This is a genomic window from Pantoea sp. B_9 (genome assembly GCF_008632015.1).
Lineage (GTDB): Bacteria > Pseudomonadota > Gammaproteobacteria > Enterobacterales > Enterobacteriaceae > Pantoea > Pantoea dispersa.
The window spans coordinates 105,494-132,260 of sequence record NZ_VWVL01000002.1; the positions used below are offsets into that span (position 1 = coordinate 105,494).

Below are 26,767 nucleotides of genomic sequence, written 5' to 3' on the forward strand. Positions count from 1 at the left end.
AATAAAATCCACTTAACTGTTGCCTGTGTGACTATGCGCAAAAAAATTGCGTGCAGTTTCACGCCTTTAACGCTTCCCTTACCGGATGCAGGCTGCGTAAATTCTGCTAATTTAATCAGTAAGCCCTGCCCGGAGCGCGAAACCTTAAAATGATAAACACCTTCAAACTTTCGCACGGTTTTCGCCGCAATTTTTTGCGCGAAGTGATCCTGCCGCTGGTGGCGATTTTGCTGCTGACTTTTCTCGGTGCCGGTTTTGGCCTGTTCTGGAGCACCTCGGCCACCAACCATGAGGCGCGCGAGCAGCAGCAGCGGATGATCGCCGCCTCGTTCAATCAGAGCCTGAGTGAACATCTGCGCCAGCTGCGCAGCCTGACGCGCTGGTCCCCACTCGCCGATCAACTGGCGCAGCCGCAGACGGACAGCGACTGGCTGAATCAAAACGTCGGTAGCTGGCTGTACGATATGTTTGATCATCAGCTGATTGTGCTGCTTGACCGCACCAATCAGCCGACCGCCGTGTGGCGCAACGGCCAGCCGGTGGCGGATCTGCGCATCGGGCCGTACCTGCGCGATCTGTTGCAGACGCCACTGGTGCAAAGCAGTGATGAGGTACCCGGTCCGGCCGACCGCGCGGATTTTGTGCGCATCGGCCAGCGTGCGGCAGCGCTGGCGGTGGGCGATATCAGCAGCACGCGCGAGGCCGGGCGCTACCGGCTGGTGAGTATTAAGTTTCTTGATGATGGCTATCTGCGCAACCTGTCTGAACGCAGTCAGCTGCGGCAGCTCTTCTTTAGCGATGGCGTACCGCAGAACGAACACAAAGCGCGCTATTCGCTGACCTCGCGTCAGGGCGATATCGTCGGCTACCTCAGCTGGGATCCGGACAAGCCGGGCGCGCAGATGTTGCGTACCCTCGGCCCTTCCACGCTGATTTCGGTGCTGCTGATCACCCTGCTGTGTCTGTTTATGGTGCGGCGCATCTGGACTTCCTCGCTCGATTTATCGCAGTCGCTGCTGAAGCTCGGGGCCAGCGAGGCGCAGGCGCAGCATCTGGCGTTTCACGATGTGCTGACCGGACTGCCGAACCGGGCGCTGGTTGAGGATCGGCTGACTCAGGCACTGGCCGCCGCGACCCGTCACGACCAGCGCGTGGCGTTGCTGCTGCTGGATCTGGACCGCTTCAAAATCATTAACGATACCTGGGGCCATCACGCCGGCGATGATCTGATTATCGAGGTGGCGCGCCGCCTGAGCCACCTGGTGCGCGCCAGCGATACCGTCGGGCGTATTGGCGGCGATGAATTTATCATCGTGATGCCGGAGGTAGAGAATATCGGTCAGGTGCAGGCGCTGGCGCAGCGCATCATCGCCGCGCTGGGCGAGCCGTATCAGCTGGTGGGCAACGAGCTGTGGGTTGGCGTCAGCATTGGCCTGGCGCTGGCACCCCGCGATGGCATTGACCGGCTGGAGCTGATGCGCAAAGCCGACATAGCGCTGTACGAGGCGAAAAATGGCGGACGCGGCCAGTATCGCCAGTTTGAAAAGGTGATGGATGAATCGCTGCGCACGCGGCAGCAGATAGCGGCGGATCTGCGTCAGGCGCTGGTCACGTACGACGGTCTGGCGGTGTGGTATCAGCCGCTGATGGAGATCAGCGGCCAGCAGATTGTCGGACTGGAAGCGCTGCTGCGCTGGCATCATCCGCAGCGCGGCGATGTTTCGCCTGCGGACTTTATCGCCATCGCCGAAGAGACCGGCATGATTATTCCGCTGGGCGAATGGGTGCTGCGCGAGGCCTGCAAAACCGCCCTGAAGTTACCGCAGGTGATTGTGGCGGTGAACGTTTCGCCGGTGCAGTTCCGCGCCAGCGGGTTTGTCGAACGCATCATTGAGATTGTGCAGTCGGAAGGTGCCGATCCGCAGCGGCTGGAGCTGGAAATCACCGAAGGCGTGTTGATTGAGGATGAACACGAAGCGCGCAACAGTATCATCGCGCTGCGCGACGCCGGGTTCCGTATCGCGCTGGATGATTTCGGTACCGGTTATTCGAGCCTGAATTATCTCAGCACGTTTCCGGTCGACAAGATTAAAATCGACCGGTCGTTTACCCAGTCGCTGGGCGTGGCGGAGAACTCCACCGCGATTGTTGAATCCGTGGTGCGCCTCGGCCACGCCATGGGCCTGACCGTCACCGCCGAAGGCGTCGAAACCGAGGGCCAGAAAAACGCGCTGGCCGATGCCGGGTGTAATGAGCTGCAGGGATATTTGTTCAGCCGGGCAGTGCCGTTGAGCGAGATTGAGCGGATGGTGTGAGGATGCAGAAGAGACGCGATAAACTGCGTCGCTACGATTTGTACGGGAATGTATTTACGTGCAGATCTATGACGGACATCGTAGCGGCGTTATTTGTCGCGCTTTTCTGAATCTGGATCGGAGAAGTTAAAAAACAATCTGAAAAATCGATTCGGATAGCAGATGCTGTGTGAAAGGAGGCTGTTATGCAATTCAGAAAACAATTACGACTGTTGCATTACGATTACGCTGCAGCGGGAGCTTATTTCATTACCCTCGTTACGCGACAACGGTTATGTCTGTTTGGCCGAATCAGGCAGGCGCAACTGATTCCCAGTAAAACAGGGAATGTTGTATATCAGGAATGGCTTAATCTGTCGTTACGTGTTCCAGGATTGATGACAGATGCATTTGTTGTGATGCCAAATCACCTACACGGCATTTTGTGGCTGTGTGGCGAGAACAATAATTCCTTAAGCAGAATCGTAGCTGGTTATAAGGCAGGCGTTAGTCGGGTTATCGCAAACAGAGTGTGGCAACACAATTTTTATGAGCGGGTTATACGCAATGAAAAAGAGCTGTTTTTCGCACGGCAATATATTGAGCAAAACCCGTTGAGGTGGGAGCTGGATCATTATTATCAACAAGAGTGATGCCGATTATAAAGCGCAATAAATTGCGCCGCTACGATTCGTGCGGCATTGTAGTTCTGCACTACCATCCTGCACACATTGTAGCGGCGCGATTTATCGCGCTGAGTGAAACACTGCACTGCTGCCCGGATGCGCAATAAATTGCGCCGCTACGATTCGTGCAACATATTATTTCTGCACCGCCATCCTGCACACGTTGTAGCGACGCGATTTATCGCGCTGAGTTAAACACTGCACAGCTGACCGAATGCGCAATGAATTGCGCCGCTACGATTCGTGCAACATTTTATTTCTGCACCGCCATTCTGCACACATTGTAGCGGCGCGATTTATCGCGCTGAGTGAAACACTGCACAACTGCCGGAATGCGCAATGAATTGCGCCGCTACGATTCGTGCGGGATTGAATTTTTGCACTACCATCCTGCACACATTGTAGCGGCGCGATTTATCGCGCTAAGTTAACCATTGCACAGCTGCCCGAATGCGCAATGAATTGCGCCGCTACGATTCGTGCGGGATTGAATTTTTGCACTACCATCCTGCACACATTGTAGCGGCGCGATTTATCGCGCTGAGTGAAAGATTGCACAGCTGCCAGAATGCGCAATGAATTGCGCCGTTACGATTCGTGCGGCATTGAATTTTTGCACCCCCATCCTGCACACATTGTAGCAGCGCGCTAACCCTTGCTGTGCAGCAACTGACTGGCGGTGTCGCTAATCACCTGCGCCATGCCGCGGTCTCCCTTCGCCATTGACGACATAAAAGCTTTGGCCTGCTTAAGTGTGATATGCGGCGGCAGCGGGGCCACTTCCGGATCGGTTTTCACCTCCAGCACTACCGGTCGGGTGGCGCTGAGCGCCTGCTGCCACGCCGCCGCCAGGTCTTCGGGCCGGTCGACATAGATGCCCTGCAAACCGAGGCTGTCGGCAAAGCGCGCATACTGCACATCCGGCAGCTGCTGCGAAGCTTCAAAGCGCGGATTGCCTTCCATCACCCGCTGTTCCCAGGTGACCTGATTGAGATCCTGATTATTGAACACGCAGACAATCAGGCGCGGATCGGCCCACTGCTGCCAGTATTTCTGAATGGTGATCAGCTCGGCCAGGTTGTTCATCTGCATCGCCCCGTCGCCCACCAGCGCCACCACTGGCTGAGTGGGAAAGGCAAATTTCGCGGCGATGGCAAACGGGACGGCGGCACCCATGCAAGCCAGCCCACCCGACAGCGTGGCGCGCTGGCCCTGCTTCACCCGATAATCGCGCGCAAACCAGTTGGCGCAGGAGCCCGAGTCCGAGGTGACAATCGCATCTTCCGGCAGCTGCGGGGACATCTCCCACACCACGCGCTGCGGATTGACCGGGTTAGCGGGCGCCATGGCGCGCTGTTCCATCAACGTCCACCAGTCGCGCACCTGCACCGCGATCTCCTCCTGCCAGTGGCGATCCGCTTTATGGGTCAGTAACGGCAGCAGCGCGCGCAGGGTTTCTGCCGCGTCGCCGTGCAGGTTGACCTCGCACGGATAGCGCAGCCCCAGCATCGCCGGATCGATATCGATTTGTACCGCGCGCACTTTGCCTTCCGGCGGCAGAAATTCGGTCCACGGAAAACCGCTGCCAATCATCAGTAAAGTATCGCAATTCTGCATCAGCTCCCACGACGGTTTGGTGCCGAGCAGGCCGATCGAACCGGTGACAAAAGGTGCATCGTCCGGCAGCACGTCTTTGCCCAGCAGCGCTTTGGCCACGCCCGCGCCGAGCACATTGGCAATTTGCACCACTTCGACCGCAGCACCGCGTGCACCGGCACCAATCAGTACCGCAACTTTTTTGCCGGCGTTAAGCACCTCTGCGGCGCGGCGCAAATCCTCGTCGTAGGGCACAATCTTCGGCCGCTGATAGCCCGGTCCGGAATGGGTAAATCCGTGCGCATGCTGCGGTGGCTGCCAGTTTTCATCCTGCAGATCTTTCGGCAGGATGATCACCGCGACGCCGTTCTGCGCTTTGGCAATGCGCACGCCGCGATCGACCAGATGCTGGACCTGCGCCGGGGCTGCCGCTTCCTGCACAAAGTTCGCCACATCGGCGAAGATGCGGTCTAAATTCATCTCCTGCTGGTAGCTGGCGCCGCGCGCAGTAGTTTCTGCCTGGCCGGCAATCGCCAGCACCGGCGCGTGATCCATTTTGGCATCGTACAGGCCGGTAAGCAGATGGGTGGCGCCAGGCCCACCGGTCGACAGACAGACGCCGAGCTCACCGGTAAATTTGGCGTGACCGGCAGCCATAAAGGCCGCCATCTCTTCATGTCGCACCTGAATAAATTCGATGCCTGCACCGGCTTTATTGGCCCGCTGAATAGCGCCCAGCACGCCGTTGATGCCATCGCCCGGATAGCCATAAATGCGCGTGATGCCCCATGCCTGCAGGCGTTCAACAAAGAAATCGCTGGTTTTCTTGCTCATGACGGGCTCTCCCTTAGACGTTTGCAATAAACGTTAAGGGTAGCCGACGAAATGGAATGTGACAGATTACGCCTGTTCGGCGACGTTCGCCGCGTCTGGCTTAGAAATCGCCGCCGTTACGCTTAGTTAACCCAGCGCAGGCGAGACCAGCGCAAAGGTCTGCGGCCCGTTCGGTGCCGCCCGCCACGCTGTGCCGTGTACCATCGTGAAAGGCGCATCGACCTGCGCCAGCCCAAGGTTGAGCAGCCACGCGCCGAGCCGGGCATCGGGCGTGTCCAGCCGGACAAACTGCTGCGTCAGATCCTGCATCAGCTGCGACACCAACGCCTGCGCCGCCGCAACATCGTCAGCAATCACCGGGCCGATGGTCCAGCCGTGCCCAAAGCGGCGGCGACTGGCAAACCCCTGCAACGCGCCCTGTGCATCCTGCAGCACCACGCTTTGCGCCAGCAGCTGCTGGTGCAGACGCGTTCGCCGCAGCCCGTTCGCCTGATAATCCAGTGCGTCGATGGCGGCGGCATCCGCTTCAACGGTCAGCCGCAGCGTCATGCCATCCGGTACGATTACCGCAGGCTGCTGCGCCAGCGCGCGCGTCTGGTGCTGCGCCACGCGATCGCAGGCCTGGAAGCCGAGCTTCTCATACAGCACCTGCCCCATATCGGTGGCGTGCAGCCGCACGTTGCAGCCGGAGAATTTTTCCAGCATTGCCTGCATCACCTGGCGGCCAATACCGCGTCCGCGCGCCTGTTCGCTCACAATCACCAGACCAATAGTGGCGGCATCCGGCCCCCAGCGCCAGCCAATCGCCCCGCCGAGATAGTCGCCCTGCGCCTCAATCACCACGCCTTCACCCAGGGCGATGAGCTGCTGCCAGTCTTCGCGGCGGTGCGCCCAGCCCAGTTGCTGAGTCAGGCGATAACCCGCTTCGGCGTCCGCGAGGGTCATGGCGCGCAATATCGTATTCATGCGGTTCTCCCTGAAAAACATTGTGCCCGCCAGCTTGCCACGTCCGTTTGGGGAAGCAAATAAAAAAGGCCCGCACCGGGCCAGAGAGGAAACTCAGATTTGGAAATCGATGGCGGGTTCGTCGTCGGTTTCGTAAGAGAGCGCCTGCCGTTTGATCTCTTCCAGTGACAGGTTAGCGTTACACAGTTCAAGGAACTGCCAGACGTAGTTGCGCTGGAGCTGGCCGCGCTTCAGCCCGAGCCACACGGTGTTGGCATCAAACAGATGGTGAGCATCGATCTTCACCAGGTCTTCGCCATCGTAAATATCGCACGCCTGATCGGCGAGGATACCGACGCCCAGCCCGAGTTCGACATAGGTTTTCACCACGTCAGAATCCTGCGCGCTGAGCACGATATCCGGGCGGAGGCCAGCAGCCTGGAAGGCGCGGTCCACGCGCGAGCGACCGGTAATCCCCTGACGATAGGTGATCAGCGGATGGCGGCTGAGGCTGGCGAGCGTGACCGGCTGATTCGCCAGCAGTTCGTGATCGTGCGGCACCAGCAGCGAGTGGTGCCAGCTGAACCATGGGAATGCCGCCAGGCTGGTGTTATTCACCAGCTGCTCCGAGGCGATGCCGACATCGGCCTCACCGGCCAGCAGCATGGCGACGATCTCCTGCGGTGAACCCTGATTGAGTTCCAGCCGCACGTTGGGATAGAGCTGGCGAAACGCTTTGATGACGCGCGGCAGGCTATAGCGCGCCTGGGTGTGCGTGGTGGCGATGGTCAGCACGCCGCTGGTCTCATTGGTAAACACATCCGCCAGCCGGCGCACTTTGCCGGCCTCATCAAGGATGCGTTCAGCAATGGTCAGCAGCGCTTTGCCCGGTTCGGTCATGCCTAACAGCCGCTTGCCACGACGAATGAAGATTTCCACGCCCAGTTCATCTTCCAGATCGCGAATATGCCGGCTCACCCCCGATTGCGAGGTAAACAACGTATTGGCGACTTCTGTCAGGTTGAATTCGCAACGGGCCGCTTCGCGTATAATTTTAAGTTGCTGGAAATTCACACCCTTTTCTCCTGTTTCCTGCCCCTGTTTCGTCCATGTTATGAAGTTGGTGTGATTGCAACAAATAATAAAAAACGGTGTGTTATGCGGAATAGTAATAAGCGTGAGGTTGGGGATGGGTGCGCTTTGCCGCCCTCACCCCGGCCCTCTCCCATAGGGAGAGGGAGCGGATCGCGCGAGATTGAGATGGCGTACCGGGATGGATGGCTGCGCCAGACGGTTCCCTCTCCCGCGGGCGGGAGAGGGTTAGGGTGAGGGAAAAAACCTCTCTATCAACCCACTAACATCAGCTCGCGCTCTTCCACCATCGGCTTATTCAGCAGCGACAGCAGGATATTTTTGACCGCCTGCGCCGATGGCGACAGCGGCAGGCGCGCTGAGACGTTCAGCGACAGCGGCAGATTCAGCGACGGACTGTTAATGCGTGCCATCCACGCATGCGTTGAACTCACCAGCGCGCGTGCTGCCGACTCCGGCAGTACGGTAACGCCCATGCCGCTCGACACCGCCGCGGTCAGGGTTGAGATCGACTCAATTTCACCGATGATTTTCGCGCTCAGACGACGCAGCGAAAACGCTTCGTCCACGCGTTTGCGCACGGCGCTGTAGTCACGCGGCAGGAACAGGTTCATCTGCGCCACGTCAGCCAGATCCACCGTAGCACCCGGACAGGCCGTCGCCCCTACCAGATACAGCTCCTCTTTCATCAGCGGAATGCTGTTGATACCGGCAGTCGGCGCGCGATCGTACAGCACGGCCATATCCAGCTGGCCATTCATCACTTTCTCATTGAGTGAAGTGCCGCTGTTCTCATGCAGATAGACCAGCACATCAGGATATTGCTCGCGCACCGTTTGCAGCAGCGGCATGGTGAGCGAAGAGGCCGCCGTGCCCGGCGCGAGGCCAATCGATACCTGACCATTAAGCGCCTGGCCAGCGTTGATCACCGCTGTCTGCGCCTGTTCGCACTGGCGCAGGATGGTGCGTGCGTGAGCATAAAGAATTTTACCGGCTTCGGTTGGCGTTACGCCGCGCTTGGTGCGGATCAGCAACTGCTGGTCGAGTTCGTTCTCCAGCGTCGCCACCTGTTGGCTGAGTGCAGGTTGTGCGATATGCAGGACTTCTGCTGCCTGCGTCAGGCTGCCGATATCGACGATTTTTACAAAGTATTTCAGTCGTCTTAAGTTCATATTGCCTCCGTCACGGATCCCCGAATGCCCAAATGATGAGTTCTCAGCCTGCTGGCTTGTGACAAAGAAATTGCAATATGCAGGCCAGGTTTGATCTTTACCCGGCGGGCACTGACCAGAATTTTCCTAACGAACGGGAAAATAAGCGTTTCTGATTACCCCGAATGGGTTAATAAGTGCCACACATGACCCATAACGTTTATCCGCTGGCGATGACGCACCCTGATGGTGCAACATTTGCGAGGCAGATGTGCAAAAAAGTGATGACTCCGCGTGCTGCAGTGGTGCAAAACTGGCAGAAAATGTACGGATTGCGGGGGCAGAAAGGAGAATAAAGAGAAATTGCGCGGTGGCTATCAGTGGGAAAACTTATTGTGTCTGACGATGCCGGCAGCCCGGCAGCGTGCAATTACCGCCTTAACCCTGCTCCTCTCCCGAAAGAGAGGAGCAGAACGGGTTAGCGTTTTTTGCGGTTGCGGTGCATATCAATTGAAACCGCCGCGACGATGATCATCCCTTTGATGATGTCCTGCACGTAAGCATCGACGCCAACAAAGGTAAAGCCACTTTTGATTAAACCGAGGATCACTGCGCCGATCAGCGTGCCGGTAATCCGCCCGACGCCGCCCATCAGGCTGCTGCCACCGATAACTGCGGCGGCGATGGCGTCGAGTTCATACGCCATGCCCATGCTCGACTGGCCGCTGCTGACGCGCGCCGCCAGCACCACTCCCGCCAGACCCGAGAGCGCCCCGGCGATGGTATACACGATGATCAGGTATTTATTAACGTTAATGCCCGACACTTTGGCAGAGGTCATGTTGCCGCCAATCGCATAGACATATTTGCCGTAGCGGGTGTGTTTGAGTGCGATGTGGAACAGGAAGGCGACCACCAGGAAGATAATCACCGGCATCGCGCCCTGACCGATGGAGGTGAAACCGTCCGACAGGAAGCTGATCGGGTTGCCCTGGGTATAATATTGTGCCAGACCGCGCGCCGACACCATCATACCGAGCGTGGCGATAAATGGCGGAATGCCGGTTTTGGTGATGAGCACGCCGTTGACCACGCCGCACAGCAGGCCGACGCCGATGCCGGCGACGATTGGGATGGCGGCAGGCAGATTGACCAGCGACGGATACATCGGCGACAGGCTGTCAGACGTCTGCGCCAGGCTGGCGGCAACCACCGCCGTCAGGGCGATAACCGAACCGGACGACAGGTCGATACCGGTCGTAATAATCACCTGGGTGACGCCGACGGCGATGATACCGATGATCGCCACTTGCAGCACAATCAGCACTAAACGGTTGGTGTTGAGCAGAAATGACTGGTCACGCACGTACCAGCCGGCTATTTCAAAGATCAGCGCAATGCCCAACATCACGACAAAGATGCCGGTGTCTTTCGGCAGTTTATGGCGCAGATTGCCGAAGAAAGAACTCTGTTCGGTGGCCTGCGGGGCCGTTACTTTTACGTTACTCATAGGGGTCTCGTGCCTCACTCGGATGCCAACGACAAAATGGTTTCCTGGTCGGCCTCTTCTTTATCGAGGATGCCGGTTATACGTCCGCCGTGCATCACCATCACCCGGTCGCTCATGCCGAGAATCTCCGGCAGCTCAGAGGACACCATGATGATGGCCACGCCACGGTTAGCCAGTTCACTGATCAGGCGGTAGATTTCGGCTTTGGCGCCAACATCAATGCCGCGGGTTGGTTCATCGAGGATCAGAATCTTCGGTTGCGCCAGCAGCCAGCGCGCAATCAGCACCTTCTGCTGGTTACCGCCGCTGAGGTTATTGATGATCTGATCCATGGTCGGCGTTTTAATATTGAGTTTGCGGATCTGCTCCATGCAGTCCTGCGCCATCTTCATGTGGCTAACGAAACCGCTTTTGCCGATGTAATCGGGCATGTTGACGATGCTCATGTTCTCCAGCACCGACAACACCAGAAACAGCCCGGACTTTTTGCGGTCTTCGGTGAGAAACGCCATGCCCTTCTCAATCGCCGTTGACGGCGAATCGATTTTCACCGGCACACCATCAATCAGCACTTCACCGCTGTCGAAGCTTTCCATGCCGAACAGGCTCTCCATCACCTCGCTGCGTCCGGCACCCACCAGCCCGGCCACGCCGAGGATCTCGCCTTTGCGCACGCTGAAGCTGACATCGGTAAAGCGGTCTTTGCAGGTCAGATTGCGCACCGTCAGCACTTCTTCCCCGATGGCACTGTTGAATTTAGGGAACAGCTGCGTCAGTTCGCGTCCCACCATCTGGGTGATTAGCGACTGACGGGTAAAGGCGGTGGTGCTGTTACTGCCGACCCAGGTGCCGTCGCGGAAGATGCTGATCTCATCGGTGATGGCGAAAATTTCATCCATTTTATGGCTGATATAGATGATGGCTTTGCCCTGGGCACGCAGGTCACGGATGATGGTGAACAGATGCGCCACTTCAGTTTCCGTCAGCGCCGAGGTCGGTTCATCCATAATCACGATGTCGGAGTTCCACGACACCGCTTTGGCAATTTCCACCATCTGCTGGGACGCAATGCTGAGCTCGCCGACCAGCCGATCGGCTTTCAGACGGATATTCAGCTTGTTAAGCAGTTCCTGCGTCTGCTGATTGAGCTTGCCGTGATCGACAAAGCCGTATTTCATCGGTTCACGACCGAGCCAGATATTCTCCGCCACGGTCATGTAAGGCACCAGATTCAGCTCCTGGTGAATCATGGAAATGCCGGAACGCAGCGCGTCCATGGTGTCCTGAAACTGCACCGGCTCCCCTTTAATGCGGATGGTGCCCTTATCGGGACGATACATCCCGATAAGGCATTTCATTAAAGTGGATTTGCCCGCGCCATTTTCACCCATCAGGGCATGTACCGACCCCGGCTTAATACGCAGTGAGACATTGTCGAGTGCCTTCACTCCGGGGAAGAACTTGCTGATGCCTTCGGCTTCAAGCGCAAAAGCGGTCATACATCACCTCCGTACGGCTTAAGGGGGAGCGATTATTTCTGGTTACGGTTTTCGAACTGCGCCATGTTGTCTTTGGTGATCAGCTGGTAAGGGATGTTGATGATTTTTTCCACTTTTTCGCCGTTCGCCAGTTTCACCGCAGTCTGTACGGCACCTTCGCCCTGACCTTTCGCATCCTGGAATACAGTGGCAACCATTTTGCCATTCTTCAGCATTTGCAGCGCATCAGGCGTACCGTCCACGCCGGCAATCAGGATGTGGTTCGGGTTTTTACCCAGCGCCTGCAGCGCACCAATCGCCATTTCATCGTTGTTTGAGGCAATGGCCTGGATATCGTCACCGGCGGTCATCCAGTTGCTCACCACGTCTACCGCATCGTTACGCGTAAACTTCGCGGTTTGCTTCTGTACCACCTTAATGCCCGGATATTTGGCGACCACCGCTTCGACGCCTTTAGTACGGTCACGGGTTGATTCGTTCGCCAGGTCGCCCATCAGGATCGCCACGTTGCCTTTGCCGTTCATCGCTTTGGCCAGTGCTTCCATCTGCAGACGGCCCGCCAGTTCAGAGTCGGAGCCGACGTACGCCATCTTGTCGGTCAGCTGACCCGCCGGTTTGCGGTTGACAAATACCAGTGGAATACCGGCTTTGGTCGCGGCATCCATGATCGGTTTCACCGCGTTAGTATCGACCGGGTTAACGACGATGGCGTCGACTCCCTGGCCGATGAAGTTTTGTACCTGCTGCAGCTGCTGAGAGACGTCGCCTTTGGCATCTTCCACCTGGCCTTTCACGTTGTCTTTTTGCATCTCTTTTTGCATGGCTGTGCGCAGGATAGTGAGGAAGTTGTCATCAAACAGCGCCATAGAAACGCCCAGCTGGATATCTTTTGCCATCACAGCGGCAGGTAACATGCAAGCTAACAGGGAAGTCACTAACGCTTTTTTGAATTTCATAGGTAACCCTTCTTATTTGTTAACGTGCTCAGGTTGGCTGAGTCCGCGAATGAAAAATATCTTTTACATTCACTCAACGTCGCTGGCGTTTTTTTTCTGTTCGTAGAGGTAAGGCTTCTGGTCTGACGCTATCGGTACCGTGCTGCTCCTTTTTTCAACATCTTCCTTATCAATATGTTACTTTCGAAAGAAGCGTTGAGCGGACAAAACTCGTTTCGGGCGTGATGATAAGCAGTTCATTTGTTTCATCATCTCTTCTTTTGAAATTTTCATCATAAAAGCACTGAAACGATTGTTTTAAAATCGGCAAATAACAAAACTTTGACACGCATCTAACATCTCAAAGGAAATGCGTTTAAAGTGAGATCTTGCTGGCAGTTTGAAATCTGCCCATTCAAGGCAGAAAAGCAGCAATCCGCTGCTTTTACGCGCACTTAAACCAGAAGTGTGCGATCGGGCTTTGACAACGGGGATCGGCATCGCTAATATTCGCCTCGTTCCAACGATTCCTCTGTAGTTCAGTCGGTAGAACGGCGGACTGTTAATCCGTATGTCACTGGTTCGAGTCCAGTCAGAGGAGCCAATTTCCTGTTTTCATGCCTCCTTGCGAATCTTTATCTGATACTGATTCAAGAGGTTAGCGTGAAAATTCTTCCCGGTGTATTTTGATTTAATCCTCCGCATCGGGAAAAATTGGTGGTCAAATCTGGGGTCAGGTTAGTTCGATTGTGGAGTGATCGCCAAATGCCCCCCTTAACGACACGAAAACCCGCAGCCTCAAACCTTCTTGTAAAGCCTCTGATTGGTCTGTAGCTGCGTGTCCATCCAGACGGTTCACGTCTTTGGTATCCCAAATACCGTATCAACGGTAAAGCATCCCGTCCTGGCTTAAGTGCTTACCCTGTTATGTCGCTGGCTGGTGCCCGACAGCAACGCGAGGGGATCCGTAAGTTACTGGCTCGGAACATTAATCCCGCTCAACAACGCATTTTCGGCCACGGAATAACTACGTTCGATTATCTGGCGGACAGCCTCTTCTTAATTCGGGAGTAAAACGCGGTGTACCCATAGATTTCTTCAGTGCTCAAACTACAGGGCAGATTTGTCTACGGCTCGGGGCGCTCCAGTCTTGTCCATTTCTCAAATGCCAAAACTTTTGGTTATTAATAGGGAAAGGTTTACTCACGTCGGGCGCAGAGAGGTGTTAACGTCGCACCATATTGATTTGCTGCGTCACGAATGCGCTGCGGAAATACTCGCGCAGCGCCGCCATCGCCGGGGTTAAGTGGGCGTCATGACGCCATGCCAGGCCGACGCTCATCGGGTGCACATGGTTCACCAGCGAACGGGTCTCAATGCGCCGCCCTTCCAGCGACCACGGGCGATAAACCAGGTCCGATAAGATAGCAATCCCCGAACCATTAGCCACCATGCTGCGCACCGCCTCGACCGAACTGGTGCGCAGGATGACGCTCGGGCTGGCTCCGGCCTCTTCCCAGTAGCGCATGGCACTGTCTGCGGCTTCATCCACCGTGAGCATAATGAAAGGTTCCCCGGCCACATCCTCCAGCGTCACGTGCGATTTTTCACATAACGGATGCCGCGATGGCAGCCACAAGCGGCGCGTAGAATTAAACAGGGTTTCGGCATAAATCGACTGATGGCGTAAATTGCCAGTCAGCACCAGTGCCATATCCAGCTTCTGGTCAACCAATCCTTGTTCAATATCCTGCCGCTCATACTCAAACAACTGGATATCAATGTGCGGGTAATCCTGCGCCAGCCGTTGCAGATGGAACGGCAGAAAATAGCCAATCACCGTGTAACTTGCCGCCAGGCGCAGCGTGCCTCGCACACCCGTGTCATTAACCGGCATACTACGCACGGCATTATCCACGGTCTGTAACACGGTATAGGCATGGTTAAGAAAATGGTTCCCGTAGTCGGTCAGCATCATGCCGTGCACCGAGCGGGTAAACAGCTTCTTGCCCAATAGCTGCTCCAGCTCCTGAATCGCCCCGGTGACCGCCGACTGAGAAATATTGAGATGCAAGGCCGCCAGCGAGATCTGCCCCATTTCGGCGGTGGCAACAAAATAACGAACCTGGCGTAATGTCAGCATCTCTGCCCCTCTTTTTATTTAAGCAAAATGTTTGCCCATGAGCGTTCTGTTTTTCTGATATCAGACTATCTAAAAATAATACTTTTCGGATACAAATAAATCTTCATATAGTGAATTGACGTCCCCAACGGAAATAAGAAATTATTATGATGAAAACGGTCGATATCAACTCCGATATAGGAGAAAGTTTTGGCTCATGGATAATTGGCGATGATGTTGATAATGAACTTATGACGATAATCAGCTCCGACAATATTGCCACCGGGTTTCACGCTGGTGATCCCAGTATTATGCGAAAAACTGTCGAGTCGGCCAGAAAAAATGGCGTAGCCATTGGCGCACATCCGGGATTTAATGATTTACAAGGATTTGGTCGCCGCCATTTATCTATTCCGATGGACGAACTGGTTAACGACATTATTTACCAACTGGGTGCATTGCGGGAATTCGCACGTTTATACTCCTTGCCATTACAGCATATTAAACCGCACGGCGCGTTATATATGCACCTGGCGCGGGATGAAACGGCAGCGCAATGTTTTGTTGCCGCCCTGCATCAACTCGACGCCGGCCTCTATCTTTACTGCATGGCGGGCTCCGCCGTCTGGCAGGCAGCGCAGCGGCTGGAGCATCCGGTAGTCACCGAGTTTTACGCCGACAGAGAGTATGACGATCAAGGGCTTATTGTCTTCACCCGCAGTACCGGACGTCTTAATGTGCAGGCGATCACCGAGAAAGTGTTAATGGCCTGTCTGGAGGGGAAAGTCAAAACCGTTACCGGCAATACCATCCCGATTCGTTTCGATTCTATTTGTATCCACAGTGATACGCCCGGCGCACTGGAAATTATCAGCTCGGTAAAAATGGCGCTCATTAATGCAGGTATAAACGTCTGCTCACCGGGTATGGTTTAATCATTCCCGCTTATCTGGAGAGAAATACGATGTCTGATATTGAAATTTTTTCGCCATTGCCAGGTATTTTTTACCGGCAACCCTCACCGGAGGCTGCACCTTTTGTTAAGGATGGCGATAAAGTCGAACCCGATACCATTATTGGTTTAATTGAAGTGATGAAGCAGTTCAGTGAAATATTCGCCGAGACTCGCGGCATAATAAGCGCCATCACCATACAAAATGGTGATGCCGTCGAACCCGGACAGGTGATCGCCATAATAAAAACCGATAACGAATAATCACTGCGGAGGATTTATGACGGGGAAAATAAAAAAATTATTGGTCGCTAACCGTGGGGAAATAGCGGTGCGTATTATTCGTGCTGCGCAAACACTGGGGATCCCAACGGTGGCGGCATGCAGCGAGGCGGACAGCGAAAGCCTTGCGGCAAAACTGGCCGATGAGGTGTGCATTATCGGCCCGGCACCTGCCGCGCGCAGTTATCTCAACATTAATGCCTTACTGGATGCCGCCGCGCAAACCGGTGCAAATGCGATCCACCCTGGCTACGGTTTTCTGTCGGAAAATGCCCAGTTCGCCGAGCGGGTTGAACAGGCCGGGTATATTTTCGTCGGCCCCGACGCGCAAACCATTCGCGTGATGGGCGATAAAGCCGCAGCCCGCCGCACAGCAGCAGAAGCCGGTGTGCCGGTCGTTCCCGGCTCCCGGGTGCTGGAAACGGTACAGGCAGCGCAAGTTCGCGCCAGCCAGATCGGTTATCCCTGCCTGATTAAAGCCGCAGCCGGTGGCGGTGGTCGTGGTATCCGCGTGGTAGAAAATGATGAGGCACTGGCGCGGGAATTCCCCGTTGCCCAGAGCGAATCGAAAGCCGCTTTTGGCTCAAGCGCAGTCTATCTCGAGCGTTTTATCGCCCGCGCCCGTCATGTTGAAGTGCAGATCCTCGGCGATGGCGAGCGGGTGATCCACCTGTTCGACCGCGAGTGCTCGTTACAGCGCCGTCGGCAGAAAATCTTTGAGGAAGCGCCCTCGCCTGCCCTGAGTCCTGCCCAGCGGGCCGCGCTCTGCGACAGCGCAGTGCAACTGGCGCGGCACCTACGCTACCGCGGGGCAGGCACGCTGGAATACCTGTTTGATGAAACGCGCGGCGAGTTCTGGTTCATTGAAATGAATACCCGTATCCAGGTGGAACACCCGGTAACCGAGATGGTAACGGGCATCGATCTGGTGCAGTGGATGTTACGCATTGCCAACGGTGAACCGCTAACGTTGGCGCAGTCGGATGTGCACCTGAGCGGCAGCGCTTGCGAAATGCGCATTAACGCCGAAGACCCCGACAAGAACTTCTTCCCTTGCCCTGGCCGGATAGACGCAGTGGTGTGGCCGGGTGGCGAAGGGATCCGTGTCGACAGCCATGTCTTCAGCGGTTACAGCGTTCCCCCGTGGTATGACTCCTTGCTGGCGAAGGTAATTGCCTGGGGCCCCGATCGCGCCGACGCGCTGGCCCGCGCCCGCCAGGCACTCGGCGGGCTTGAACTACGTGGCATCAAAACCACCGCCCCGCTGCATCAATGGCTGCTGCAACACCCGCAATTGCAGGCGGGAGAATTTACCACCACCACCCTTGAGCAGTGGCTGGCGGAGCGCGACAGTGCAGCCACGCCGCCGCTACAGGAGAGGCGCTATGGCCAATAATCCGATTCGCTACTCGTTTGGCGGAGATGAGCATCTTTTTGCCGAAATTGACCAGTCAATGTCGTTAAATGCTTTTTTCCACGGCCTGACACTGACACGGGCACTGGAGGCATGCCAGCTCCCCGGTGTGCTGGATATTTGCCTGGCGAACGCCTCTTTCCAGGTACGCTTTAACCCGGACGTGCTGGCACCGCAAACGCTGCTCGACAAGTTGCAGGCGCTGGAAGCCGATAGCGAAGCCGACGCAACGCTGGCGACACGCATTATTGAGGTGCCGGTGCTGTACAACGATCCGTGGACACACGAGACGTTAATGCGTTTTCGCGATCGCCATCAGGCACCGGAAGGCAGCGACCTCGACTATGCCGCACACATCAACGGTTATGCGGATAAAGACGACTTTATTGCCGCGCACAGCGGTACGCCGTGGTTCGTGTCGATGGTGGGTTTTGTCGCCGGATTGCCGTTTATGTACCAGATGGTCGGGCATGACAAACAGCTCCAGGTACCGAAATACCTGCGCCCGCGTACCGATACGCCCGGGTTATCCCTCGGTCATGGCGGCTGCTTCGGCTGTATCTACTCGGTGCGTGGCGCTGGCGGTTATCAGCTGTTTGGTATCACGCCAATGCCGATCTATGATCCGGCGCAACGTCTGCCGTATCTGCAAAGCGAAATGGTGTTCTTCAAAGCGGGCGACATTGTGCAGTTCCGCGCCATCGATCATCAGACTTATGACGACATCAGCGAACAGGTGAAAAAAGGCATATTTTCCCCGCGCATTCGCGATGTGACATTTGTGCTTGCAGACTTTGTCGCCGATCCGCAGGGCTATCCTCAGTTATTGAAAAGGGGGTTGTATGACCATCAATGTGATTAAGCCTGGCCTTGCCACCACGGTACAGGATGCAGGGCGTGAAGGCTATTACCACCTGGGCATTCCCCCCTCCGGCGCATTGGATCCGTATTCAATGCAGATGGCGAACCTGCTGGTGGGTAACGCAGCCGATGATGCGGTGCTGGAGATGACGCTGCTCGGCCCGGAGTTACATTTTTCCACCGATGCGCTGATCGCGGTGTGCGGCGCGGCGATGACGCCGATCGTTGACAATCAACCTGCTGCTGCGCACAGCGCGCTGTATATCCACGCCGGGCAACATCTGCGCTTTGCCCCGGCCCGCCAGGGATGCCGTGGCTATCTGGCGATTGCTGGCGGCCTTGATGTGCCGCGCGTCCTGGGAAGCGGCTCGACCTATACGCTGGGGGCGCTGGGGGGCTTTCAGGGGCGGCGACTGGCAGCGGATGATGTGTTGAACGTGCATCCAGTAAACGCAGATCGCTTCCGCCGCGAGGGGAACACTGTTCCTGAGGCATTACTGCCGGTGCTGGAGAAATCCGTCACTCTGCGACTGGTACCGGGCCTCTATATCCACCGACTGACGGATGCCGCGGTCGATACCTTCTTTGCCGACGACTGGTATGTCAGTACCGAAGCCGACCGCACGGGCTACCGTCTGAAAGGCGGGCAGCCGCTGGCGTTTAACCCACGGACGCCACCGTTTGGCGCAGGCTCTGATCCCTCCAATATTGTCGATGCCTGCTACCCCATTGGTTCCGTTCAGGCACCGGGTGGGCTTGAGCCAATTGTCCTGCTGCGCGATGCGGTGGGCATTGCATTCACTGCCTGACAGTCTGATTGCGCTCTTACTCCTTCCAAAATCTTGCGCTTTGCCATTTGAACTGCTGCTATTTGTACTGTATAGTACAGTACAAATATCTATCCAGACCGGAAGAATAAAATGGTAGCTGACGAAAGAACCTCCGCTCCTAAGCACAGAACTGCCAGAGGAGCCCAACGTGTCCGTGACCTGACTGAGGCCGCCGCCGAGTTGTTCCTTGAACGGGGCTTTGATGCAGTCGCTGTTGATGACTTGATTGCGCGTGTTGGTGGATCACGAAGCACCATTTACAGCCACTTTGGAGGAAAAGAAGGTCTTTTCAGGCATGCAATGATCGACCTCTGTACCGAGGTTGCCAGGCCGCTGGAGCAACTGAACATCGCGGACGGAGAGCCAGGCGAGGTGCTGCCAGTTCTTGGCCGGCAACTACTGAGATCTGCCCTGTCTTCACGCACCCTTGCGTTGCATCGACTTCTGGTCAATGAAGGCCGGCGCTTTCCGGACGTTGCCAGAGCTATGTGGGACGTCAGCTACGGTAAAGCCATCCAAATTCTTTCAGTCTGGATTGCCGCTCAACAGCAGCCGGGAAAAGGATTAGGCCGCGACGTCCCCGCCAAAGCGCTGGCGGAACATTTTGTCAGTCTGGTGGCCGCTAACACCAAGCTTCAGGCTGCGTCTGGACTTCGATCACCAACATTGACTGATGCTGAAATCGAGGAAATCGTTGGTCATGCTGTACAAATTTTTCTTCATGGCGCAGCGGGTGGGCAAACGGACGAAGACAGTAAGAAATGAAACATTTTTTTAACCACGTAGCAACCAGCAAGAAGAATGGAGGTAGAAATGTATGAATACTCAAAGTAGTCAGTCCGGAAAAGAGCAGGCTAATACGAATGCGGCCAATGTAAAAGTTGCCAGCCCGGAAAAAAAACACTGGGCACAACCGAGTTTCTTTAACGACAACGTGCTGCTCGATGCGCTGATCAAGCACATCCTGGGCCTGATGCCCTATGGCATGACCGACTTCGGCGAGGTCATGGACGTGGTGCACCAGCTCAGGGGCAGCGACGAAGAGACCTGGGTCAGTGCCTGGGCCGCGCTGGCGACCCGGCTGCAAGACAGGGCCGAAGATGCGGACAGAAATAACAGGTCTGTCACCGCGGCCAGTGCCTACCTTCGCGCTTCGACGTACTGGCGCTGCGCGTTGCTTTATTTCAGCGACTTCGGGGACAAGCGTATGAAGGAGTACGCAGTCGCCAGCGCATCGTGCTACGAGCGACACATCTCTCTGTCCGGCTATCCCGCCGAACGCATCGAAATCCCCTACGAAGGCAGCTTCCTTCCCGGCTATTTCTACAGATCACCTCATGCTGACGAGAAAGCCCCGCTACTCATCGTCACACCGGGCCGGGATACCTGGGCCGAGGACACCCGGTGGGTTTGCGAAGGTGCGCTTCAGCGGGGCATTCACTGCCTGACCTACGATGGCCCTGGCCAGGGGTTCGCGCTGCGTCTGAACAACCTGACCTTCCGCCCCGACTGGGAGAAGGTTGTCAGCCCGCTGATTGACTTCGCGCTGGAGAAGTTTACGGAGATAGACGCCTCCAATATCGCGCTGATGGGCCTGAGCTTCGGTGGCTATCTGGTGCCTCGCGTGGCTGCGTTCGACAAACGTATCAAGCTCTGCATCACTGATCCGGGCAACATCAGTTGGGGACGTCAAATCATCGCGCAGCTGGAGCGTTTCGCCGACCGGCCGCTGGCCGAGCTTCCTGATCAGTTACGGAATCTGGTGAGTGATTACGCCTGGAAGCATGGCGTGCCCAACTCGATCAAAGATGTAGTGCAGGCCCTCCAGCCCTATGACAACTCAGCCATCCTGGACCAGGTGACCTGTGAAACGCTGGTGCTGGATGGAACCGGCGAGGTCTTCCACGGTGCCAGGCCGTTCTTCGACGCCTTGAATTGCCCCAAGGAGTATCTGTTGTTCGATGAGTCTTCGACGGCGCAGTCGCACTGCCAGATAGGAGGCTATGCCACGGCCACCGAATTCATCTTCGACCGGATTGCAGACCGGCTTGGGCGCGGGTAAATCGCGCGTCTCGCTGAACCTTGTGGTCTTCTCAAATTTTCCCAGGAGCATGACATGGACTCATCCGCTACCCCCTCCCCTGAATTCCGTCTCGGCGGGGATCTGTCGATCAACCGGCTCGGCTTTGGCGCCATGCGCCTGCCTTGCAATGGTTTCCGCGGTCCGGCTCGCGATCCGGAGACCGGCCGCGCGGTGCTGCGCCGCGTGGTTGAACTTGGCGTCAACCTGATCGACACGGCCGATTTCTACCAAAGCTCCGATGGTGTAGTACGAGCCAATGCGCTCATTCGTGAAGCGCTGCATCCCTATCCTTCAAATTTGGTGATTGCAACCAAGGTCGGTGTTGTATTCAACCCGGATGGCAGCCACCGGCCCGCCACGGGCGGAGACATGCGTAAGCTTGTCGAGGAGAACCTGGCAAGCCTCGGCGTGAACCGCCTCGACCTGGTGTACCTGCGCATCGGTGAGATGACGGTACCGCACGGCGAGTCGCTTGCAGAGCGCTTCGGGGCGTTGGCCGCACTTCGCGAAGAAGGCCTGATTCGCCACCTCGGCATCAGCAATGTCGATATCGGGCATTTCAATGAGGCCCGCGCCATCGCTCCGGTCGTGGCCGTGCAGAACAACTTTCACTTCGCCCGGCGCGAGGATCGGAGCCTGTTGCAGACCTGCGAAGAATCCGGCATCGCCTTCTGCCCGTTTTTCCCGCTTGGCGGAGGTGTGGGCGAGATCGACGACGGGCGGCTTACCCGAGTGGCAAAGCGGCACGGTGCCACGCCTGTTCAGGCCGCGCTGGCCTGGTTACTGGCGTCCTCACCGGCCATGCTGGCAATCCCTGGCACAGGGTCGGTCAGGCATCTTGAAGAGAATGTCGCCGCTGGCGGCATCCGGCTCACTGAAGAAGATCATGCCGAACTCGCGTGAAGCGGTTTGCCGCACGATACCGGGCCACCCGAGGCACCGTTTTATACTGATCGCAGCGACCCTTGTTACAGCGGGCATATTGACCGGCTGCGCCAGCGTAAAACTGAGCGCCCCGCCCGCTGCAGCAGTGAGCTTCGAGGACTATCGACGCGAAACAATCCAACATATACAGGCTGGTCGCCATTTTCAGCTTGCCGACCACGATGCCGAACTGACGTGGAATACACCTCAGGAGTGGCGACCCGCGTCGTCGGAGAAAGGAAGTTATCCCCGCAAAGGGATCCTGCTCGTGCATGGCCTGGGCGACTCGCCGTGGTCATTCCGGGACCTTGGCCAGCCGCTGGCAATGCAAGGGTTTCTCGTGCGAACGGTGCTTCTCCCCGGACACGGAACCCGCCCCGAGGATCTGTTGCAAACCACAGCAGAGCAATGGCAGCAGGTCGTGTGGGAACAGGCCAACGCACTGCAGAAGGATGTCGAAGGACCAGTCTACCTGGGGGGCTTCTCCACGGGCGCCAATCTGGCTCTCGACTACGCTTACTCCCATCCAGAAATCGCAGGGCTGGTGCTGTTTTCGCCAGGGTTCAAGAGCATGCCATTCGACTGGCTTGCGCCACTGGCAGCCCGTATCAGGCCCTGGCTCATCACACCGGACGGCAACGTTCCGATGCAGAATGCCGTCAAATACTTCAATGTACCGGCCAACGGTTTCGCACAATTCTACCGGACCAGCGCCAACGCGCGCCGGCTATTGCGAGAGCGGGCCTATGACAGGCCGGTATTCATGGCGGTCGCCGGGCATGACTCGGTGCTGGATACTGGTTATCTGCTCGACGTTTTCCAGCGGCGCTTCACACACCCGGACAGCCGCCTGATCTGGTACGGCAAGGCACCGGACAGTCTGGTGGATATGCAACGCGTTCTAGTTCGTCCCGACAGGCTCCCCGCATGGCGCATCAGTCAGTTTTCGCACATGAGCCTGACATTTGCCCCGGCCAACCCCGTGTATGGCGAAGGCGGAATTATTCGTATCTGCCTGAATGGCTTTAGTGCAAAAGACACGCAGGCCTGCGAGCAAGGCGTACCGGTCTGGTATTCGGACTGGGGCCACCGTGAGCAGGGAAAAGTCCACGCGCGGCTGACTTTCAATCCCTATTTCAACTGGCAGAACTCGGTTATGGCGACCGTTCTGGGCAGGTCGCAGACAGCTGATGCCTCTGCCGAAAGGCCGGCGGCTGCCAGCGTCAAAGACATCGACATCAATACTCCGCCGCGCGACGCGGTGACGTTCTAAATCCCATTGTCATTACGAGGCATCCATGAAGAGAGTCCAGTTCAGCCGCTACGGCGGCCCCGAAGAAATGTCGCTTGCAGAATATTCGCTGCCAGCCCTTGAACCCCGGCGAGTCCGCGTGCGCGTAAAGGCCGCAGCAATCAACCCGCTCGACTGGAAGATTCGCCGTGGCGTCATGAAGTTCGTTACTGGCAACCGGTTTCCCCAGGGCATGGGCTCTGACTTTGCAGGCATTGTCGACGAGGTTGGCACCGCCGTGACAGACGTCCGGGTTGGCGATGAGGTGTTCGGCACGGTAGAAATCAAAAGGCAGGGTGCGTTTGCCGAGGTCGTCGATGCTGACGCGAGGCTGGTTGCCCCCAAGCCCGCCGCGCTGTCATTCAGTGAAGCTGCGTGCTTACCCATTCCATTCGCCACCGCCTGGGCGGCCATTGTGGGCGCAGCGCGTGCTGGCAGCGAGTCGCGGATATTCATTCACGGCTGCAGCGGCGCGGTCGGCAGCAGTGCTGTGCAACTGGCTCAGGCCTGTGGAGCACAGGTTTCCGGCGCCTGCGGCGAAGCCTCGCTGGCAAGCGTGGAGCTGGCCGGTGTCCGCCCGGCCTTTACCTACCCGGACAAAACGTCCTTCGCCGCTTATGGCCCGTACGACGCGGTGTTCGACACGCTCGGCACGCTCGACGTCGCCGAGGGTCTGGCGATGCTGAAGTCCGGGGGACGCTTCATCGACATTAATCCGACACCTGGCAGAATGCTGCGCGGCTTTATTTCAGGGCGCTACCGGATGGTGTTCGCAACAGGGGGATTCAGGAACCTGCGGGAGATAGCCCGACTGGCCTGTGAAGGCAAAATCCATGTATCCATTGGACTGGAAGCGCCGTTCACCGACGCGCTGACTGTCATCAGGAACGCAGAACTCGGCCGGCGGCCTGCCGGGCGGATTGTGCTGATCATGTAATCAGCGACGGACCTGTCTCAGGAACCCGGCAATGGCAGAAAACGGCCATTGCCGAACATGATATCAACTGAAACTCAGTGGCGATCATGACGGGACATGGCGACTCTGGTTAAACAAGATTGTTCATGTATAGCTATGCCACAGCAATATCGCATGGACTGAAGCAACGAAACGACTCCAGCCTAGCCCGGGCGGCAAGGTACACGGATCGCCAGTGGTGCACGAGAATACGGGTTTTACAGCGACACAGGTATCAGTGCCTCCTGCTTTGCCGTGACGAAGGAGCCGGGCAGCATGTTGCCGGTGGTGACCTGTGCTCCATCGCTCTGGATTTGGACTTTGCGATGAGAAGGTCAGACCGAGAACAATAGTTACTGTCCCCCGCCGTTGCTGACATAAGCCCGAAGGAACGCATCGACCGCTGTTGCTACAGCTTCCTTTGGCGTAAACCAGGGTTGAGCACCAAATAACAACGGTTCAATAAATCCGATTTCGAGCAAACCCTTTAGATGCGCCGCGGCAACGCGGGCGTCTACCGGACGAATCACACCATTCTCCTGCTGACGGGCAATATAGTTTGTCATATGTTCCCACGCCCGCCCGGCCCCCATCTCGTAGAGCGTGGCTCCCAGCGTAGAACTTGCGCCTTCGGCAATGGCAGCTCGCATGATGGCAAGCGTATCTGCAGAAGTCAGCAAAGCAAGCAGGGCCTCACCAAAACGCCGAAGTGCCAGTGAAACATCCGGCTCGGACAGATCAAGCAGTCCCATAATCTCATCTGCTTGTTCTTCCATCACTGCCATCATGGCAGCAGCGAATAACGCTTCCTTGGATTTGAAGTAGCCATACAGGGTGCCTTTCGATCCTCCGATCCGCGCTGAGATCATCGCCATGCTGGCGCGCGCATAACCGACATCGCGAAATACCTCGATTGCCACATCAAGGATCGCCTTACGCCGATCGTCTGTCTTTACTCTCATTCGAAACCTCACTTTTTCATACAGCACTGTACGATTTTGCATTGACACCTGCAAGAACATATATCTAAAATGACCGTACAGTATGGTTATGTAGGGCATGTTATGGGGTCATCAAATTTCCAATGGCGGACCACGGCGTCGGGAGGTGTCACCGCCTTTGTGGTTGTGCTCATGCTAAGCAGCTGTGCTCCCCTGCCACAAAAAAATGACGTGGTGCCTGCAGGACCAGAAAGCTTCGCGAGTGCTACAAGCTTTTCCGCACCCGGGAGGGCCTGGCCCTCGGATCGCTGGTGGGAAGAATTTGGCGACGCCCAGCTCAATGCACTGATCACCGAGGGGTTGAAGGGAGCGACCGATTTGCGCGTGGCTTCAGCACGTTTTGCCCGTGCCGAAGCACTGGTTCAGGAGACCCGGAGCAGGTTGCTTCCCGCCATCACAGCAAATGGTGAGGTCGGATCGACCAAGCAAAGCTACAACTATCTTTCCCCGGCAAGTGGGCTGCCCGAGGGCTGGCGTGATTATGGTCAGACAACCCTCAATCTTACCTGGGAGCTCGACTTCTGGGGCCGCAACCGGGCGGCATTAGCAGCAGCGCGTTCACAAGCCGAAGCAACAGGTGCCGAAGCTGCGGCCACTCGTCTGGCTGTGTCAGCAGGCATCGCCAGCGCCTACGGAGATCTGGCCGGAGATTACGCCGAACATGATGCCGCCGAACATGCTATTAAAGTGCGTAAGCGCACACTGGAACTGATAGAGGGTCGTAATAAGCAAGGGCTGGAAAATAAAGGTGCGGTTGAGCGCGCCCGTTCAGCACTCGCCACAGCTCAGGGCGATCTGGCTGAACAGAATGAATCCCTCTCCCTCACTCGTCACCGGATTGCAGCACTGATTGGGGCTGGCCCTGATCGCGGACTGACTATAGCGCGTCCGGGCGCGACCATTACTGGCAGCTTCGGCCTGCCAGCCAATCTACCGGCCGAATTAATCGGACGACGCCCTGACATCATTGCCGCACGGCTCCGGGCAGAAGCTGCTGCGAGCCAGATCAAGGAAGCCAGGGCGGCCTTCTATCCAAACGTCAATCTGACAGGTCTGATTGGCCTGCAGGCTCTCGGCATCGGAAATGTGTTTGAGTCAGGGTCCGATTTTGGAACAGTCGGCCCGGCCATCAGCTTGCCGATCTTCGACGGCGCGCGTTTGCGCGGACAGTACCGTGCCGCCGAAGCCGATTACCGGGTGGCCGTCGCCCAATATGACGGCGCATTAACGCAGGCGCTGCGAGATGTGGCTGATGCAGCCACAAGCACACGCGCGCTGGACCTGCGGCTTGAACACGCACAGGAAGCAGAGCGCTCTGCCAGTGCCGCATGGTTCGTTGCCAGCAATCGTTATCGCGGCGGCCTTGCGACCTATCTTGATGTGCTGGCTGCCGAAGACGCCCTCATCAGCACCCGCCGCACGGTCGCGTCTCTGAAAAGCCGCGCCCTTGTCCTCAAGATCGCCCTCATCCGTGCGCTCGGTGGCGGCTATCGCGCATAAAGGAAATCCG

The 26,767-nt window shown here is 56.9% G+C and carries 23 protein-coding genes, 1 tRNA gene and 1 pseudogene; 16 read left to right on the forward strand and 9 right to left on the reverse strand.

What is annotated here, in order from left to right; translation table 11 throughout:
* Window positions 1-149: 149 nt before the first annotated feature.
* Both F3I21_RS07380 and F3I21_RS07385 read left to right on the forward strand, forming a co-directional pair.
* Window positions 150-2,315 (forward strand): bifunctional diguanylate cyclase/phosphodiesterase, encoded by a 2,166-nt coding sequence (locus tag F3I21_RS07380; RefSeq protein WP_150058626.1) that lies wholly within the window; start codon window positions 150-152, stop codon window positions 2,313-2,315.
* A gap of 185 nt (window positions 2,316-2,500) precedes the next feature.
* Window positions 2,501-2,947 carry a transposase gene (locus tag F3I21_RS07385; protein WP_150058627.1) on the forward strand — a complete coding sequence of 149 codons (447 nt, stop codon included), beginning with the start codon at window positions 2,501-2,503 and terminating at the stop codon, window positions 2,945-2,947.
* Window positions 2,948-3,628: 681 nt separating this feature from the next.
* Here F3I21_RS07385 and F3I21_RS07390 read toward each other — a convergent pair.
* From F3I21_RS07390 to nac, 4 genes are all read right to left on the reverse strand, one after another.
* The gene (locus tag F3I21_RS07390; RefSeq protein ID WP_150058628.1) at window positions 3,629-5,410 is read right to left on the reverse strand and encodes a thiamine pyrophosphate-requiring protein; all 1,782 of its coding nucleotides are present in this window, start codon (window positions 5,408-5,410) and stop codon (window positions 3,629-3,631) included.
* Window positions 5,411-5,536: 126 nt separating this feature from the next.
* Window positions 5,537-6,376, reverse strand: coding sequence for a GNAT family N-acetyltransferase (locus F3I21_RS07395; RefSeq protein ID WP_150058629.1), 840 nt, complete (start codon window positions 6,374-6,376; stop codon window positions 5,537-5,539).
* Between the two features lie 93 nt (window positions 6,377-6,469).
* A complete protein-coding gene (cbl, locus tag F3I21_RS07400; RefSeq protein WP_021509789.1) occupies window positions 6,470-7,429 on the reverse strand; it encodes an HTH-type transcriptional regulator Cbl in 960 nt (319 codons plus the stop codon).
* Between the two features lie 272 nt (window positions 7,430-7,701).
* The gene (gene nac, locus F3I21_RS07405; RefSeq protein ID WP_058757341.1) at window positions 7,702-8,619 is read right to left on the reverse strand and encodes a nitrogen assimilation transcriptional regulator NAC; all 918 of its coding nucleotides are present in this window, start codon (window positions 8,617-8,619) and stop codon (window positions 7,702-7,704) included.
* Window positions 8,620-8,804: 185 nt separating this feature from the next.
* On the opposite strand from nac, the gene F3I21_RS23185 reads away from it, so the two are divergent.
* Window positions 8,805-8,954 carry a hypothetical protein gene (locus tag F3I21_RS23185; RefSeq protein ID WP_190286080.1) on the forward strand — a complete coding sequence of 50 codons (150 nt, stop codon included), beginning with the start codon at window positions 8,805-8,807 and terminating at the stop codon, window positions 8,952-8,954.
* A 122-nt stretch (window positions 8,955-9,076) separates the two neighbouring features.
* On the opposite strand, the gene F3I21_RS07410 is transcribed toward F3I21_RS23185, so the two are convergent.
* The 3 genes from F3I21_RS07410 to F3I21_RS07420 are packed head-to-tail and all read right to left on the reverse strand — an operon-like array spanning window position 9,077 to window position 12,563.
* The gene (locus F3I21_RS07410; RefSeq protein WP_058777949.1) at window positions 9,077-10,108 is read right to left on the reverse strand and encodes an ABC transporter permease; all 1,032 of its coding nucleotides are present in this window, start codon (window positions 10,106-10,108) and stop codon (window positions 9,077-9,079) included.
* Between the two features lie 14 nt (window positions 10,109-10,122).
* Complete coding sequence (locus F3I21_RS07415; RefSeq protein WP_021509786.1) at window positions 10,123-11,607, reverse strand: sugar ABC transporter ATP-binding protein; 1,485 nt, start codon at window positions 11,605-11,607, stop codon at window positions 10,123-10,125.
* Window positions 11,608-11,639: 32 nt separating this feature from the next.
* The gene (locus F3I21_RS07420) at window positions 11,640-12,563 is read right to left on the reverse strand and encodes a sugar ABC transporter substrate-binding protein (RefSeq protein WP_058782055.1); all 924 of its coding nucleotides are present in this window, start codon (window positions 12,561-12,563) and stop codon (window positions 11,640-11,642) included.
* Window positions 12,564-13,070: 507 nt separating this feature from the next.
* Between F3I21_RS07420 and F3I21_RS07425 the strand changes: the two genes are divergently transcribed.
* Window positions 13,071-13,146, forward strand: a tRNA-Asn gene (locus F3I21_RS07425).
* Window positions 13,147-13,315: 169 nt separating this feature from the next.
* Window positions 13,316-13,553 (forward strand): annotated as a pseudogene (locus tag F3I21_RS07430) (Arm DNA-binding domain-containing protein); the annotation flags it as partial.
* Window positions 13,554-13,767: 214 nt separating this feature from the next.
* Here F3I21_RS07430 and F3I21_RS07435 read toward each other — a convergent pair.
* Window positions 13,768-14,685 carry a LysR family transcriptional regulator gene (locus F3I21_RS07435; RefSeq protein WP_047955833.1) on the reverse strand — a complete coding sequence of 306 codons (918 nt, stop codon included), beginning with the start codon at window positions 14,683-14,685 and terminating at the stop codon, window positions 13,768-13,770.
* 146 nt (window positions 14,686-14,831) lie between these two features.
* On the opposite strand from F3I21_RS07435, the gene F3I21_RS07440 reads away from it, so the two are divergent.
* From F3I21_RS07440 to F3I21_RS07485, 10 genes are all read left to right on the forward strand, one after another.
* Window positions 14,832-15,599, forward strand: coding sequence for a 5-oxoprolinase subunit PxpA (locus F3I21_RS07440; RefSeq protein ID WP_200900453.1), 768 nt, complete (start codon window positions 14,832-14,834; stop codon window positions 15,597-15,599).
* A 29-nt stretch (window positions 15,600-15,628) separates the two neighbouring features.
* On the forward strand, window positions 15,629-15,880 hold the full coding sequence (locus tag F3I21_RS07445) for an acetyl-CoA carboxylase (RefSeq protein WP_047063028.1): 252 nt from the start codon (window positions 15,629-15,631) through the stop codon (window positions 15,878-15,880).
* 16 nt (window positions 15,881-15,896) lie between these two features.
* Window positions 15,897-17,294, forward strand: coding sequence for an acetyl-CoA carboxylase biotin carboxylase subunit (locus F3I21_RS07450; protein ID WP_047955834.1), 1,398 nt, complete (start codon window positions 15,897-15,899; stop codon window positions 17,292-17,294).
* Window positions 17,284-18,174, forward strand: coding sequence for an allophanate hydrolase subunit 1 (locus F3I21_RS07455; RefSeq protein WP_047063026.1), 891 nt, complete (start codon window positions 17,284-17,286; stop codon window positions 18,172-18,174). The genes F3I21_RS07450 and F3I21_RS07455 overlap by 11 nt, the downstream gene beginning before the upstream one ends.
* Window positions 18,155-18,982 carry a biotin-dependent carboxyltransferase family protein gene (locus tag F3I21_RS07460; protein WP_223812790.1) on the forward strand — a complete coding sequence of 276 codons (828 nt, stop codon included), beginning with the start codon at window positions 18,155-18,157 and terminating at the stop codon, window positions 18,980-18,982. Before F3I21_RS07455 ends, F3I21_RS07460 begins: the two co-directional genes overlap by 20 nt.
* 111 nt (window positions 18,983-19,093) lie before the next feature.
* Window positions 19,094-19,768 carry a TetR/AcrR family transcriptional regulator gene (locus F3I21_RS07465; protein WP_047063024.1) on the forward strand — a complete coding sequence of 225 codons (675 nt, stop codon included), beginning with the start codon at window positions 19,094-19,096 and terminating at the stop codon, window positions 19,766-19,768.
* Between the two features lie 52 nt (window positions 19,769-19,820).
* Window positions 19,821-21,065 (forward strand): S9 family peptidase, encoded by a 1,245-nt coding sequence (locus tag F3I21_RS07470; RefSeq protein ID WP_080346974.1) that lies wholly within the window; start codon window positions 19,821-19,823, stop codon window positions 21,063-21,065.
* A 54-nt stretch (window positions 21,066-21,119) separates the two neighbouring features.
* The gene (locus tag F3I21_RS07475; protein WP_047063023.1) at window positions 21,120-21,989 is read left to right on the forward strand and encodes an aldo/keto reductase; all 870 of its coding nucleotides are present in this window, start codon (window positions 21,120-21,122) and stop codon (window positions 21,987-21,989) included.
* Window positions 21,934-23,283 (forward strand): alpha/beta fold hydrolase, encoded by a 1,350-nt coding sequence (locus tag F3I21_RS07480; RefSeq protein ID WP_223812791.1) that lies wholly within the window; start codon window positions 21,934-21,936, stop codon window positions 23,281-23,283. Before F3I21_RS07475 ends, F3I21_RS07480 begins: the two co-directional genes overlap by 56 nt.
* Before the next feature lie 25 nt (window positions 23,284-23,308).
* Entirely contained in the window at window positions 23,309-24,238 is a 930-nt protein-coding gene (locus F3I21_RS07485) for an NADP-dependent oxidoreductase (protein ID WP_047063021.1), read from the forward strand.
* Between the two features lie 371 nt (window positions 24,239-24,609).
* Here the strand turns inward: F3I21_RS07485 and F3I21_RS07490 are convergent, their stop codons facing one another.
* The gene (locus F3I21_RS07490; protein ID WP_052768068.1) at window positions 24,610-25,260 is read right to left on the reverse strand and encodes a TetR/AcrR family transcriptional regulator; all 651 of its coding nucleotides are present in this window, start codon (window positions 25,258-25,260) and stop codon (window positions 24,610-24,612) included.
* Between the two features lie 27 nt (window positions 25,261-25,287).
* Here F3I21_RS07490 and F3I21_RS07495 point away from each other — a divergent pair, with 27 nt between their 5' ends.
* Window positions 25,288-26,757, forward strand: coding sequence for an efflux transporter outer membrane subunit (locus tag F3I21_RS07495; RefSeq protein WP_080346975.1), 1,470 nt, complete (start codon window positions 25,288-25,290; stop codon window positions 26,755-26,757).
* The last annotated feature ends 10 nt before the right edge of the window (window positions 26,758-26,767 follow it).

Excerpts from the sequence above, each read along its gene's own strand:
- F3I21_RS07380 (WP_150058626.1), top strand. The coding sequence starts at position 150 with ATGATAAACACCTTCAAACTTTCGCACGGTTTTCGCCGCAATTTTTTG.
- F3I21_RS07385 (WP_150058627.1), top strand. The coding sequence starts at position 2,501 with ATGCAATTCAGAAAACAATTACGACTGTTGCATTACGATTACGCTGCA.
- F3I21_RS07390 (WP_150058628.1), bottom strand. The coding sequence starts at position 5,410 with ATGAGCAAGAAAACCAGCGATTTCTTTGTTGAACGCCTGCAGGCATGG.
- F3I21_RS07395 (WP_150058629.1), bottom strand. The coding sequence starts at position 6,376 with ATGAATACGATATTGCGCGCCATGACCCTCGCGGACGCCGAAGCGGGT.
- nac (WP_058757341.1), bottom strand. The coding sequence starts at position 8,619 with ATGAACTTAAGACGACTGAAATACTTTGTAAAAATCGTCGATATCGGC.
- F3I21_RS23185 (WP_190286080.1), top strand. The coding sequence starts at position 8,805 with ATGACCCATAACGTTTATCCGCTGGCGATGACGCACCCTGATGGTGCA.
- F3I21_RS07410 (WP_058777949.1), bottom strand. The coding sequence starts at position 10,108 with ATGAGTAACGTAAAAGTAACGGCCCCGCAGGCCACCGAACAGAGTTCT.
- F3I21_RS07415 (WP_021509786.1), bottom strand. The coding sequence starts at position 11,607 with ATGACCGCTTTTGCGCTTGAAGCCGAAGGCATCAGCAAGTTCTTCCCC.
- F3I21_RS07420 (WP_058782055.1), bottom strand. The coding sequence starts at position 12,563 with ATGAAATTCAAAAAAGCGTTAGTGACTTCCCTGTTAGCTTGCATGTTA.
- F3I21_RS07435 (WP_047955833.1), bottom strand. The coding sequence starts at position 14,685 with ATGCTGACATTACGCCAGGTTCGTTATTTTGTTGCCACCGCCGAAATG.
- F3I21_RS07440 (WP_200900453.1), top strand. The coding sequence starts at position 14,832 with ATGATGAAAACGGTCGATATCAACTCCGATATAGGAGAAAGTTTTGGC.
- F3I21_RS07445 (WP_047063028.1), top strand. The coding sequence starts at position 15,629 with ATGTCTGATATTGAAATTTTTTCGCCATTGCCAGGTATTTTTTACCGG.
- F3I21_RS07450 (WP_047955834.1), top strand. The coding sequence starts at position 15,897 with ATGACGGGGAAAATAAAAAAATTATTGGTCGCTAACCGTGGGGAAATA.
- F3I21_RS07455 (WP_047063026.1), top strand. The coding sequence starts at position 17,284 with ATGGCCAATAATCCGATTCGCTACTCGTTTGGCGGAGATGAGCATCTT.
- F3I21_RS07460 (WP_223812790.1), top strand. The coding sequence starts at position 18,155 with ATGACCATCAATGTGATTAAGCCTGGCCTTGCCACCACGGTACAGGAT.
- F3I21_RS07465 (WP_047063024.1), top strand. The coding sequence starts at position 19,094 with ATGGTAGCTGACGAAAGAACCTCCGCTCCTAAGCACAGAACTGCCAGA.
- F3I21_RS07470 (WP_080346974.1), top strand. The coding sequence starts at position 19,821 with ATGAATACTCAAAGTAGTCAGTCCGGAAAAGAGCAGGCTAATACGAAT.
- F3I21_RS07475 (WP_047063023.1), top strand. The coding sequence starts at position 21,120 with ATGGACTCATCCGCTACCCCCTCCCCTGAATTCCGTCTCGGCGGGGAT.
- F3I21_RS07480 (WP_223812791.1), top strand. The coding sequence starts at position 21,934 with ATGTCGCCGCTGGCGGCATCCGGCTCACTGAAGAAGATCATGCCGAAC.
- F3I21_RS07485 (WP_047063021.1), top strand. The coding sequence starts at position 23,309 with ATGAAGAGAGTCCAGTTCAGCCGCTACGGCGGCCCCGAAGAAATGTCG.
- F3I21_RS07490 (WP_052768068.1), bottom strand. The coding sequence starts at position 25,260 with ATGCAAAATCGTACAGTGCTGTATGAAAAAGTGAGGTTTCGAATGAGA.
- F3I21_RS07495 (WP_080346975.1), top strand. The coding sequence starts at position 25,288 with ATGACCGTACAGTATGGTTATGTAGGGCATGTTATGGGGTCATCAAAT.